Genomic DNA, 12,595 nt, shown 5'->3' with positions numbered 1-12,595 from the left:
GGACGGATTATTGCGACAGCCCTGCGACCGTCCTGCCGCCCACCGCGCTCAGGACCTTGTCAAAGGCGATGCCGACGGCCGTCGGCCTCAGCCGGTCATCGACCAGGTTGATCTGCGGATAGCGGCCTTTCCATTTGTAGGGATTGGCCGCGAACCACGCGTGGCGTTCGACAAAGGGCAGCTGTTCCATCATCACGATGGCGGCTTGTGCGAATTGGGCGTTCCGGGCATGGGTCGTGGCCGCCGGTCTGCTCCAGTCGATCAGAGCGAATTCCGTCACCCAGATCGGCCTGCGATATTCGGCGTGCACCGCCCTCAGCCAGTTGCGAAAGGCGCCGACATCGCCATCGGTGGAGTAGTAATGCACCGCCATGAAATCGACGCGCAGGCCGCGCGCCTCGACCTCGTCCATGAAGCGCCGCTGCCACGACCCGCGGCCCAACGTGCCGCCCTGCGTGGTGGCGGGACTGCCAAGCCGCAGGCCCCGCGCCTCGAGCCGGGGCCAGAGCGCCACGGCCTTTTCCACCGACAGCCCGGCCTGATGACGGCCCGAGCCGCCATCGGGTTCGTTGAAGCCCAAAAGATGGGTGACGCGCAGGGATGACTGGATCTTTTTGTCGATGTCGCCCGCGCCATGGATCATCGGCACGAATTCCACCGATCGCCGGGATCGTTTGGCATGCCACATCTGGTCCGTGCGCCAGTTGTAATACCAACCGAGCGCGGGGGTGTCTTCGATCCATTCCAGCGTGGTGTTGCGCGAGTTTTCCCAGGCGCCGACGCCGGCTTTCTGCGCATGGGCCGCTTGGGTCACGAGCATGAGCCCCAGACAAAAGATGACAAGTCGACGGATCATAGCGCCCTCGCAGTGTTTGCGCGAGGTTACGCGGCGACATGGATGAGAATATGGCGGTCATGGCACGAGACTGTGGCAAAGGTGAAACCCCACCCGCGGTTTCGAGCCGCGCGATGGGCGCAGGCGCAGGGCGGGAGCATATCGCCCGTTGCATTTCCGCGCGCGCCAAGTTCTACCTGACCGGGACATGACACAGACCCCGATCAAGATCCTGCACACGGCGGATTGCCACCTCGATTCGCCGCTGCTTTCGCTGGCGCTGCGCGATGCGGCGTTGCGCGACCGGGTTCAGGCGGCCACGCGCGCGGGGTTCACCCGGATCGTCGACGTGGCGCTGGACGAAGCGGTCGCCGCCCTGCTGATCGCGGGGGATCTTTTCGACGGGGCCGAACGCAGTGCGCGGACCGCCGCCTTTCTGACCGCCCAGCTGGACCGGCTGCACGCGGCGGGCATCGCCGTCTTCTACATCAAGGGCAACCACGACGCCGAGAACCCGATCACTGGCGAGGTTTCGCTGCCCGACAATGTCCATGTCTTCGACGGGCGCGGCGGCAAGGTGCAGCTTGGCGGTCACGACATCTGGATCCACGGCGTCAGCTTTTCGGGGCGGCACGCGCCCGAAAGCCTGCTTGGCAAATTCGGCGCGCCCGTCGACGGGGCGGTCAATATCGCCATGCTGCACACGTCGTTGGCGGGGGCCGCGGGGCACGATCCCTATGCGCCCTGCTCTGTCACGGAACTGGCGGGCATGGGGTTCGATTATTGGGCGCTGGGACACGTGCACAAGCGGCAGGTGCATGCGCACCGGCCCTGGATCGTCATGCCCGGCATGCCGCAGGGCCGCGACATCGGCGAGGCGGGCACGAAATCCGCGACCCTGCTGCGCATCGACGGCGCCGCGATCGGCATCGAAGAGATCCCGACCTCGGCCATCGAATTCCTGGACCTTGCCGTCGATGCGACCGGCATGGATGACGACGCCGCCCTGCGGGCCCGGCTGCGCGAGGATTTGCGCGGCGTGTCACGGGACCTGCCATCGCAGGCGGCCATCGTCCGGCTGACGGTGACGGGACCGACCGCGCGCCGCTGGCAGTACCTGCGCGACCGCGACATGTGGCGCGAAACCGCCGACGCACTGGCCGCGGACACCGGACGGATCTGGGTGGAGAAGCTGGACTTCGATCTGCGCGACCCGGCCGGGCATGACGACGGCAACGCGGCGGCGTCCACGGACGAGCTGGCGCATCTGATGCAGGCGATCCGGCGCGAACCCGCATTCACCGCCGAGCTTCAGGCCGAGCTTGATACCTTGCTGGCCGAACTGCCGCCGCAGCGCCGCGCCAAGCTGATCCCCGACGAGGCCGCCGCCACCGCCCTTGGTCAGGCACTGGCCTCGTCGGGCGCCGCGCGGCTTCTGGCGCTGATGAAAGCGGCGGCGGGCTGATGCGTCTCCGGCGGCTGACCCTGGACCGTTTCGGCCATTTCAACGGCAAGAGCTACGATTTCGGCGATGGCACGGGACAGTGCGATTTCCATGTGATTTACGGCCCGAACGAAGCGGGCAAAACCACGTCGATGGAGGCGTTCTTGCGCCTGCTCTACGGGTTTGCCCACCGCGAGCCCTATGACTTCCAGCACCAGCGCAAGAACCTTCAGGTGTCGGGCCTGTTGCAGATCGACGGCGCCGACCGGCATTTCACGCGATTGCCGCAACGCAGCGGATCGTTGCTGGACGATCACGGCACCCCCCTGCCCGAAAGCGCCTTGCAGGCACATCTGGGCGGCCTGTCGCTTGGCGATTACCGCAATCTTCTGTGCCTCGATGACGAGACCATCGAAAAGGGCGGCGAAGAAATCGCCAGCAGCAGGGGCGACATCGGCCGACTGCTGTTTTCCGCGGCCGCCGGCGTCAGCGACCTGACCGCGGTTCTGGATCAGGTCGCGGGACAGGCGGATGCGCTATACCGCAAGCGCGCCAGCACCACCGAAATGGCGCAGTTGAAAAAGGAATTGGCCGAGATCGACCGCCAGATCCGCGACCTCGATGTGCCCGCAAGCGCTTACCGCAAGCTCAAGCAAGCCGTGCAGGACACACAGGCGGAGGAAGACGCGCTGCGCGCCGGGCGCGACCGGTTGCGCAGCCGGGAGGCCGGGACGCGCGCCCAGCGCGCGGCCCTGCCCATGCTGTCGCAGATCGCCACCCTTGAGCAGAAGGTCGCGCCGCTGGATCACTATCCCGCACGGCTCGACGTCAACCCCGAAGACCTTGTCCGCCTGCTGACCGAACAGACCCGCGCGCAGGCCAACGCCGACCGGCTCGCCGACGAGATCGAGCAGTTGCGCGCCGCAAGGGGGCAGATCGCGCTGCACCCCGAACAGGCGCGGCTGGCCAATGACCTGGAGGCCGTCGACACCCTGCGCATCCGCTTCATCTCTGCCGATCTTGATCTGGCGCGACGACGTCAGGCGGTGCAGGATGCGACCCGCGACATGGGTCGCGAGGCCAGCGCCCTGGACCTGCCCGAGGAAGCCGATCCGCGCCGGCTTGTCCTCTCGCCCGCGCAGATCGAACAGATCGAGGCCGCGCGCGACGCGATGCGCGCCGCCGCCCGCGACCGCGCCACCGAGCACGACGAAGTCGCCGCGCTGACAGAGCAGCACGCGCAGGCCGAGGCGGAGTTGGCCACGATCCGCAAGGCCGCTGGGCCGCAGGCCGGGATCGGCGAGATCCTGACCCGGTTCGCCGCCGATCGGATCCTGCCCGACCACGCCGCCGCGCGAAACGACATCGAAAACGCCGCCGCGCAGCGTCGCGATGCGCTCGATGCGCTGGCGATCAAGGGGCAGCGGTTCGACGATCTGCCGGCCTGCCCGGTCACCTTGCTAGAGGCGCAGGCCCTTGTCGATGAACACGCCGCCCTGACCCAGGGCATCGCCCGAACCCGCGACGCCCTGGCGCAACACCGCGAGGACGCGGCGGTCGATGACACCCGGATCGCCCGGATGGCCTCGGACCTGGGCCAGATCGGGGACGCCGAGGCCGACGCCCTGACCGCGGAGCGGGACAGGGCCTGGGCCGCGCATCTTTCGACGCTGACGCGCGACAGCGCGGCGCCTGTGGCCGAGGCGATGGCGCGGGTGGATGCCTTGGCAAAGGCGCGTCTGGCGCAGGCCCGCGAGTTGGGCCAGTTGCGGCATATCCAGCACACCCGGGAGCAGACAGGCGCGCGCACCGATGCGGCGGAGGCCACGTTGCGGGGCCAACTGGCATCGCGCGAGGCGGTCGAGGCGCGGATCGCAGCGGCCTGCCGGGACTGCGGCCTGACCGCACCACTGTCGGCCCCCGATCTGCTGGGCTGGGTCACGCGCCACACCACCGCCGCCACGGCGGACACCCGGCTTGCGCGTATTCGCCAACGCCACGCCCCCCTGCTCGACACCGTGCAGCGGCTGGCCGATGCGCTGCGCCCGCGGGTGGCCTTGGATGCGCCCGCGTTCGACGCCCTGATCGCCACCGCGCGCGATCTTGCCCTGGCCGAGCGCGACCACGAAACCAGCCTGGGCGATGCGCGCAAGGCCGTGGCCGACCGGGCCGCCGATCTGTCGCGCCGCAGGCTGCGCCTTGCCGCGCTGACGCAGGCCGCGACGCAGGCGGCGGAGGCCTGGACGGCGCTGGTCGCCGAAGCCTTGTCCGGTGCCGTCGATGCGGCGACGCTTGACGCCTCCCTCAAACCGCTGAGCGTTTTGCGCGAACTGGACGCCACCCGCACCACCGCTGCACGGCAGGTGAGCACGATGGAAGCCGACCAGGCCGCGTTTGTCGACAGGATGGCGGCCCTCGCCGCGGCGCATCAGGTGCCGCAGGACGCACACCCGCTGGACACCCATGCCACCCTGAGCGGGATCGCCGAGCAGGCGCGGCAAGCGCAGGACCGGCATGACCGGCTGACACGCGACATCGAAGACGGTGACGCCAAGCTGGCGCTGGCCCGCGAGACGCTGGAGGACATCGCGCGCCAGGTCCGTGACATCGGCGCGCTGTTTCCCGACACCGTCGCGACGGCTACGGTCGCCGACCTGCGAACGGCCGTGGCCACGGCCCGCGAGGCAATCGACGGCCGGACCCGGCTTGCTGACTTGACCGCGCAGGTGTTGAACGTCCTGTCCGTCGGGTCGCTGACAGCCGCGCGCGCGGCGCTCGACACCGCGACGGCGGCCGACCTGGAGGCCGCAGCGGCGACGATCGACGACGAGTTGGAGACGGTTCAGACCCGGCTGGACCAGGCCATAGAGGCGCGCACCACCGCCCGGCGGGAGATGGACGGCGTGACCGGCGACTGGGATGTCGCGCGGCTGACCCAACGCAGGGCGACGCTGGAGTTGCAGTTGGAGGATGCGGCGCTCGGCTATCTCGAACTGCGCTTTGGCCTGCGGCTGGCCGAAGAGGCGATCCGGCGATACCGGGACGCGCATCGCAGCGGCATGATGCAGGCCACCGAGCAGGCCTTTGCCGAATTGACCAACGGCGCCTACACGCAATTGCGCACGCAGCCCGACGGCACGTCCGAGATGCTGCTGGCCGTCGATGCCGCGGGCGTGGCCAAGCAGGCGCAGGACCTGTCCAAGGGCACGCGGTTTCAGCTCTACCTCGCGCTTCGGGCGGCCGCCTATACCCAACTTGCGCAACAGGGGGTGCGCCTGCCGTTCTTTTGCGACGACATCTTCGAGACCTTCGACGAGGACCGCACGCGGGCGGCCTGCCGGGTGATGGAGCGGATCGGGCAATCGGGACAGGCCATCTACCTGACCCATCACCGCCACGTGGTCGATATCGCGCGCGAAGTGTGCACCACAGAGCCGGTCGTGCACGAAATCGTCTGACCCGGCGCGCCGCCCTCCACCGGTGTTGCCGCAACGCGTCGGCGCGTCGGCAATCCTTCGCCCCGCGTGACGCGACGGCTTAACCCCGGCGCGCGGGTGTGATTAACGACTTGTGCCCGCAGGCCCGTACCGCCGGCGGCGTTCCGTCTGGTCGATACGAGGTTTGCGAGTTGCCGATGATGTTCAAGAGTGCCTGCGCGCCGCGCGGTATCCCGATGCGGAGGCGGTCGTGGTGGCCTGCCCTTGCGCTGCCCCTTCTTGCCGCGTTGCAGGCCGCCCCCGCACAGGCCGACGGCACGTTTTTTCAGTTCGACGTATCGTCCTCGACCACCAGCGCGGTGGTCAACATGGCGCGCGGCCCGGTGTCCTTCGGGGCCATCGCCGTGGATTACGACGGCGGCGACAGCTATGGGGTGAACGCGCTCTATCGACTTCCCTGGGGCGGCGACCTTGCGACCCTGCGGGCGGGTCCGTCGCTGGGGTACGAACGCAAGGATACCGGCGCGGGCCGGGCCAGGGCCGGCGTCAAGCTGGTGGCCGAACGGTACGATGCCACGCGATATGGCAGCTTTTTCGTGCTGGCAGACCTCAATTCCATCGAAAACGCGTGGTTCCTGCTGGCGCAGTTCGGCCTGTCGGGCCCGGGCATCACCATCGAGGTATCGCACGGCGAAAGCGACACCTACCGGGAAACCACCCTCGCGATGTCGCGCGCGCTCGACGATGGCCCGGTCAGCCTGCGTGCGGGATACCGTTTCGACGCAGGTGAAGTATTCGCCGGCATCGCGATAAATACGTTCTGAAAAGGGATCGATCATGGCCGACCAACGTGCAACCTACCCTCAATTGACGCTGGTCAGGGCCGTCTACGGCTTTGTCGCGGTGGGTGTCGTGGCGGTCGGGCTTGGATGTGTCGCGTTTTTCCTGAGCCATTCGGCGCGGCTGGTCGATGATGCGCTCGACACCGCGGTCCGGCAACGCACCCAGGCGGCGGGCCTCGTGCTGGCGCGGACGCTGCACTATAATTGGAACGACCTGAAATTCGTGTCGCAGGCCATTCCCGGCGCGGCGCCCGCTGAGATCGCGACCCTTCTGGACGGGCTGAGCGCCGACAAGAGCAGGATAAGCTGGATCGGTTACAGCGATCTGAGCGGCACGGTGCGGCAGGCGTCGGACAAGATGCTGGTCGGTGAGGACGTCAGCGCGGAGCCTTGGTTTCGCAATGGCCTGAAGACCGGCTACGGCGGCGACGTGCGCAAATCGGAAGCGCTCTCACGGTTCATCTATCCCGGCAGAAACGAGGTGCTGAGTTTTGTCGATCTTGCGCATCCGGTGCGCGATGCGCAAGGCAGCGTTCAGGGCGTCGTCGGGGTTCACGTCAACTTTTCCTGGGCCCAGCGGATCCTTTCGGAGACGGCGGCGTCTCTCGGGCTCGACCTTTACCTGACCCGCGCCGACGGCACCGTGATCGTGGCAACACGTCCCGATGTTCCCTCGCCCGAAGAATTGCAGATTCTGCGCGCGGCGGCGGCGGGCACGGCGGGCGGCGGGCGCGAGGTCTGGCCCGATGGGCGGGTGTCGTTTGCGTCGCTGGTGCCGACCGTCACCTATGGCGATCTGCCGAATTTCGGCTGGCGGCTTGTCGGGCGGCTCGATGCGGAGGCGTTTCAACCCAGCCTGAGCTGGCTCGGGGACGTCTGGTGGATCGCCGTTGCGGGCTTTCTGACGCTTCTGGCCAGTATCACGGCCGTGTTTTCGCTGGTCTTCATCCGCCCGATTGAACATCTGGCGCGCTCGGCCGAACAGATCGCGGATGGCGATGACGTGTATCCGCCCGATCACAAGCGGACGCGCGAGTTGGCGCAGATGTCATCGGCCCTGGCGCGGCTACAGGCGGCGCGCAAGCCCTAGCCGGCTCAGGACCGTCCGGAACTGAACGACAGGCGCCGCACGATATCGCCCAGCATCGCCGATGTCCTGACCCGTGCGATGCCGGGCGTGTTGTCTTCGGTGTAAAAGCGCAGCAGCAGTGCCTCGCGCTGCGCGGTCGTGGGCCGCAGGTGCAGGCGCGCCCCGTCCTTGAGACCCGAGATCACGGTGGCCTCCACGTCGCCGACCCCGTCGATCCCCAGGATGCCGCGCGTGCCCTCGGGATAAATCGGGCCGCGCAGGCGCACGGTGTCTTCGGTCAGCGACGTGATCCACAGATCCTTCGCGCCGTCGCCGGTGACAAAGCAGGCGCGCTCGGGCGTGTCCGCGACATGGCGTTCGCGGCGCGGCAGCTCGACACAGGCCAGCACGGTCACCGCCAGCACCACGACATTGTAGACTGTCCAGAACAGCACCACCCATTTTCCGTCGCCCGCATCGTTGAACGCGAAACGGTCCGAGACGATCCCGATGCCCAGCCCGACCAGCGTCAGCGCCAGCAGCACCGCAAAGGGCGCCATCAACCGCCATTGCACGTTGATCCGGTCGCGGTCGCCGCCCTTGGCCGTGACGCTGAAGGGATGTCCGTGCGGGCGGAGGAGACCGACGACCGCCGCGCGGGTGATCGGCAGCGCCGCGAGCAATTGGCTGACGTCGTTGAGGATGGGCACCACCATGCCGCGGCTCAGCAGATTGAGGGTGATGAGGATCCACAAGTAATAGGCGCCGAAATACGAGATCACGTCGGCCAGGCGCGCATCCACCACGGTGATGTTGAAAAACCAGTAAAGCAGCGGATAGATGATCGCAGCGATGCGGAACGGAAAGGTCGTCAGCCAGTAGAAGACGCTGTCGATCACGCTCCAGCGGTCGCGCAGGCGCAGCGCGTTGCGCCCCAGCGGACCCAGCCGCGACCGGGCGATCTGCATCAGGCCGAGACACCAGCGCGCGCGTTGGGTAACGTATTCCTTCAGGCCTTCGGGCGCGAGGCCTTCGGTCAGCGGCTCCGCCAGGTAGACCGTGCGCCAGCCCGCGTCCTGCAGCGCCAGTGTCAGCATGAAATCCTCGGTCACGCTATCGGTGGGAAAGCCGCCGATGTCCTGCACCGCGGACCAACGCGCCAGCGATGACGTGCCGCAGCAAAACGCGATCCCCCAGGCATCGCGCGATGGCTGCATATGGTCGAAAAAGAACCGCTGTTCATCGGGATAGGATCGGCTGACGCCCAGGTTGTGCTGAATGGGGTCGGCATTGAAAAAGTGTTGCGGCGTCTGGACCAGCCCCACCTGCGGGTCATGAAACAGCGCCAGGCTGCGCGAGATAAAGCCCCGGTGCGGCACGAAATCGGCATCCAGCACGGCGATGAAATCGGGCGGCTCCGGGTCCATGGCCAAAAGCGCCAGCGCGTGGTTGATGTTGCCCGCCTTGGAGCCCTTGTTGTCGGGCCGCCGGACATAGCGCACCCCCTGCGCGTCGCAGTAGTCGCGCAGCCAGTCGCGGCGCCCGTCATCGAGAACGCAAACCTCCTTGTTGGGATGGCGCAGGGATTTGGCGCCGATCACCGTGCGCTCCAGAACTTCGAGGGATTCGTTGTATGTGGCGATCAGGATCGAGACCTTGGGCGTCGCGGCCCCCCACCAGCCGGCGTTCGCGGTCGCCTCGTCGCTGCGCGAGGTGAGGCGCGACATGATGACGAATGCGCTGAGCGATCCCGCCAATGCCAGCATCTCAAGTGCATAGAGCGACCAGCTTGCCGCCATGTCGAGCGTCAACGCGGCGGGGGCCAGCGTGTCGGTCGTCCGCCAGATCGCGTAGCGAGCGGCGAACACGAAAGCGACGCCAAACAGCAGCGTCCGGTGCAGCGTGCGCTGCCGGTCGACCACGAAGGGCAGCACCAGCCCAAGCCCCGCCAACAGCATCACCAATGTATAGGCGGAACCAATTTCGCTGATATGGGGAAAGATCATCGCGTCAGGGCCACCATGCCCGCACCCAATCCAGCGGGCGGCGATCGAAGAACGCCCGCCCGGTCCGGCCGATCGCGCAGTTCAAGTCGGGGTCCTCGGCCAGCCCGGGCACCAGCAACGTCACGTCATAGCGCTCCAGGTGATCCTGGCTCGGGGCGACGGCAAGGGTTTGATACACCGTTGCGGCCCCGTTTCCCGCCAGCCGCGACACGGTCGCCGGAAAGACACGGGATGCGCCCATCGCGCGGAATTCGGCCTCTTGGCCCGGCCGCAGGTCGTTATACACCGTTTCGCTGACAGACACGCTGACCATTTGCGAAGTGCAATCGACAAGGCGCAGGATCGGGTCGCCGCGCTGCACAAAGATGCCATCGGCGGCCAGAACCTCCCAGAACAGGCTGTCGGCGTTGGCATAAAGCTCTCCGCCCGTCAGGCCGTTCACGTGGCGCCGTTCGTGCGCGATGCGTGTCTCAAGCGCGGCATGCCGGGCGGCCGCCTCGGTGCGCGCGGCCTCCAGGGTGGCAATGTCGTCGTCCAGGTCCAGCGCGCGCTGCTCGGAATGGGGGGCGTCATTGTAGCCATCGCCCAGAAACACGCCCGCCCTGGCCGCGCGCAGGGCAATTTCGAGCACCTCGACCAGCTCGCGCGCCTGATCGACCGCAAGGTTGGGCGTGGCCCGCGCCATCGCTGCCGCGCCCCCCTCCGACGCGGCAACGGTTCCGGCCGGGACCTGCCCCATCAGAAACGCCAGGCGGATGCGAGCATGGTCGAGCCGTGCGGAAATGTCAGCGATGCGCGCGGCGGCATATGCGGCGGACCGATCCTCCAACCGCGCGGCCGTGGCCTTGGCGGTGTCGTGCCGTTCTGCCAGGCGCGCCTGTTCGGCCTCGAGAAACGACCGTTCCATCAGCAGATCATTCAGGCGGATGGTATCGACCAGCGGGTCGGTGACCGAGGCCAGCACCTCGCCTTGGGCCACGCGCGCGCCCAGCGACCGTGCGGGCATGTCGACCTGCCCCGCCACGTCGCTGCGCACGGTCACCACGCGCGCATTGACAAAGGCATTGGCGCTTGCGCCGGCCATCTGTTCGCCGACAAGAACCCAAAGCGCGATCACGACAACCAACAGACCAAACAACAGCCTGGAATACTTCATGCAACTCTTCCAACACTCAAGACACTAGGGGAAAGACAAGCCATGTCACGGCAGGCTCGCCATAGAACTGGATCGCACCCTAGGCAAGTCGGAAGAAACCCGCCAGCCATGACTTGCAACAGGATCACAAGGTTTCGCATGCGTCCTGTTCACGCGCCGCCACCTGCGCCAGAAGCTGCAGGGTCGCAGGGTAATAGGATTGGCCCGCCGCATCTGTTGGCGTGACAGGACGCGGGCGACACCGGGCGAGCGCCGCGATGGACAGGTAACCCGGCTGATCGCTTTCGGCAGTCACGGCGCCATCCGCATCGGTGACAACCGCAAGATGACCGGGGGCGCGGGCCCGCTGCAGGGTTTCGAGGCCGCGCGCGACACCCGGATGCCGCCCTTGTCCGGACCAGATCAGATAAAGCGGCAGGCGAAGCGCATCATAGCCAGATCGCAGGTCGTGTTCGCGCGGTGCGTCAAAGCCTTGTTCAGTCACGTCGATCCAATCTGGCACCGCCCCCTGCCCCGCCAGGTCCGCGATCAGCCGTTCGCCATGATCCGCCGCAGCGATCAGTCGCGGCGTGCCGGCCGCCGTGCCGAGTGCGCGCAAGGCACGTGGCATGATGTAGGAAGGATTGAACAACACCCTGTCCGCCGTCATGCGCGCTTCGGCGCCCGGGCGCAGGATCGGAAGCTGCTGCGCACGCGGATCGGGCGCGATGCACAGGGCGTCTATATCGCGGGCGATCGCGACTGCCCGGGCCACCCAGTCGGAACAGCCGGTTGCCCGCCCGGCGCGCAGCAGCGCCCAGGCGCGGAACACATCGCCATCGGTGGCGCTGTGCCAGTCCATCGCCCGCACCGCACCATTCACGTGCCAGCGCCAGGCCATCAGGTGATCCTGACGCACCTGAAGATTGGCGGTCGTCCAGTCCTCGATGCCGCGAAACGCCGTCTTGTCGCCATGCGCCTGCGCCAGAAGGAGCCCGTACCCCTGGCCTTCGGAATGGCTGATCCCGCCCGCCTGATCGTCGATCACCCGACCGTCGGCCCCAAGAAACCTTGCGGCCCAACTCGACCAGGCGGCATTTTGCGGCACGGCCGCCGGTGCGCCAGCCGTCTCGCCCGCGACGTCGCCTGCCACAGCGCAGGCCGCCATCAGACCAAGCGCCGCCGTGCGCCGGTCCATGACGTTGCCGCTCGCACCGGCGCTCGAACGGCGGAACCGTGGGTCAATTGAACGTGCCATCTCTTCTCGCGTCTTCTGTCAGGCAGTTGCGGCCAGTCTGCTGCCAAAAATCGGCGGCGACCGATTCACAAACAACGCGCCCCGGTGTTGACCACTATCGCGAAATCCAGTCGTCCGGCCAATCGATAAGATCGCCCGAAGCTACGTCATTGTGGTGCACGGCGCGACCAAAGGCTGCTCCGTACCGCGGCGGTTTGACATGAAATTCATCGACACTTGGCGCAAACAAGAACGCCCGCAGTTTTGGTGCTGCGGGCGGTTCTGTAACACTGGTTGCGGGAGTAGGATTTGAACCTACGACCTTCAGGTTATGAGCCTGACGAGCTACCGGGCTGCTCCATCCCGCGACGCTTATGGCCGGTTGTCGCGCTTTGCGAGTTTTGGCCCTGTGTGCGGATCGTTTGGATCGCGCGTTGTGTCGCTGTGTGTGTCATCGATCGAGAGATACGGTTTTGCAGAGGTTTTACTAGGTTTGGCGGTGACCTACTCTCCCACGCCTTAAGACGCAGTACCATCGGCGCGGCGGCACTTAACTGCCGAGTTCGGGATGGGATCGGGTGTTTTGCTCG

General features: G+C 67.1%; 8 protein-coding genes, 1 tRNA gene and 1 rRNA gene. 4 read left to right on the top strand and 6 right to left on the bottom strand.

Annotated elements, in window-relative coordinates; translation table 11 throughout:
• Nucleotides 1–7: 7 nt before the first annotated feature.
• Entirely contained in the window at nt 8–856 is an 849-nt protein-coding gene (locus tag FDT80_RS00050; RefSeq protein WP_246039768.1) for a glycosyl hydrolase, read from the bottom strand.
• Nucleotides 857–1,043: 187 nt separating this feature from the next.
• Here FDT80_RS00050 and FDT80_RS00045 point away from each other — a divergent pair, with 187 nt between their 5' ends.
• From FDT80_RS00045 to FDT80_RS00030, 4 genes are all read left to right on the top strand, one after another.
• On the top strand, nt 1,044–2,300 hold the full coding sequence (locus FDT80_RS00045; RefSeq protein ID WP_138660210.1) for a metallophosphoesterase family protein: 1,257 nt from the start codon (nt 1,044–1,046) through the stop codon (nt 2,298–2,300).
• Nucleotides 2,300–5,737, top strand: a complete 3,438-nt coding sequence (locus FDT80_RS00040; protein WP_138660209.1) for a YhaN family protein — start codon at nt 2,300–2,302, stop codon at nt 5,735–5,737. Before FDT80_RS00045 ends, FDT80_RS00040 begins: the two co-directional genes overlap by 1 nt.
• Before the next feature lie 176 nt (nt 5,738–5,913).
• Nucleotides 5,914–6,540 (top strand): hypothetical protein, encoded by a 627-nt coding sequence (locus tag FDT80_RS00035; protein WP_138660208.1) that lies wholly within the window; start codon nt 5,914–5,916, stop codon nt 6,538–6,540.
• 13 nt (nt 6,541–6,553) lie between these two features.
• On the top strand, nt 6,554–7,648 hold the full coding sequence (locus FDT80_RS00030; protein ID WP_138660207.1) for a HAMP domain-containing protein: 1,095 nt from the start codon (nt 6,554–6,556) through the stop codon (nt 7,646–7,648).
• A gap of 5 nt (nt 7,649–7,653) precedes the next feature.
• Here FDT80_RS00030 and FDT80_RS00025 read toward each other — a convergent pair whose 3' ends face one another.
• The 5 genes from FDT80_RS00025 to rrf form a co-directional block, all read right to left on the bottom strand.
• Nucleotides 7,654–9,633 (bottom strand): glycosyltransferase, encoded by a 1,980-nt coding sequence (locus tag FDT80_RS00025; RefSeq protein ID WP_138660206.1) that lies wholly within the window; start codon nt 9,631–9,633, stop codon nt 7,654–7,656.
• A 4-nt stretch (nt 9,634–9,637) separates the two neighbouring features.
• Nucleotides 9,638–10,789, bottom strand: coding sequence for an HlyD family secretion protein (locus FDT80_RS00020; protein WP_138660205.1), 1,152 nt, complete (start codon nt 10,787–10,789; stop codon nt 9,638–9,640).
• A gap of 124 nt (nt 10,790–10,913) precedes the next feature.
• A complete protein-coding gene (locus FDT80_RS00015) occupies nt 10,914–12,026 on the bottom strand; it encodes a family 8 glycosyl hydrolase (protein ID WP_138660204.1) in 1,113 nt (370 codons plus the stop codon).
• Nucleotides 12,027–12,296: 270 nt separating this feature from the next.
• Nucleotides 12,297–12,373: transfer RNA gene (locus FDT80_RS00010), tRNA-Met, on the bottom strand.
• A gap of 123 nt (nt 12,374–12,496) precedes the next feature.
• Nucleotides 12,497–12,595, bottom strand: a 5S ribosomal RNA gene (gene rrf, locus FDT80_RS00005); the annotation flags it as partial.

The sequence above is a fragment of the Sulfitobacter sabulilitoris genome, assembly GCF_005887615.1.
Lineage (GTDB): Bacteria > Pseudomonadota > Alphaproteobacteria > Rhodobacterales > Rhodobacteraceae > Sulfitobacter_E > Sulfitobacter_E sabulilitoris.
The sequence above is the reverse complement of the archived record's forward strand: the minus strand, read 5'-3'. Positions and strand labels throughout refer to the sequence as shown.

Coding starts and splice junctions, on each gene's coding strand:
- FDT80_RS00050 (WP_246039768.1), bottom strand. CDS start 856: ATGATCCGTCGACTTGTCATCTTTTGTCTGGGGCTCATGCTCGTGACC.
- FDT80_RS00045 (WP_138660210.1), top strand. CDS start 1,044: ATGACACAGACCCCGATCAAGATCCTGCACACGGCGGATTGCCACCTC.
- FDT80_RS00040 (WP_138660209.1), top strand. CDS start 2,300: ATGCGTCTCCGGCGGCTGACCCTGGACCGTTTCGGCCATTTCAACGGC.
- FDT80_RS00035 (WP_138660208.1), top strand. CDS start 5,914: ATGATGTTCAAGAGTGCCTGCGCGCCGCGCGGTATCCCGATGCGGAGG.
- FDT80_RS00030 (WP_138660207.1), top strand. CDS start 6,554: ATGGCCGACCAACGTGCAACCTACCCTCAATTGACGCTGGTCAGGGCC.
- FDT80_RS00025 (WP_138660206.1), bottom strand. CDS start 9,633: ATGATCTTTCCCCATATCAGCGAAATTGGTTCCGCCTATACATTGGTG.
- FDT80_RS00020 (WP_138660205.1), bottom strand. CDS start 10,789: ATGAAGTATTCCAGGCTGTTGTTTGGTCTGTTGGTTGTCGTGATCGCG.
- FDT80_RS00015 (WP_138660204.1), bottom strand. CDS start 12,026: ATGGCACGTTCAATTGACCCACGGTTCCGCCGTTCGAGCGCCGGTGCG.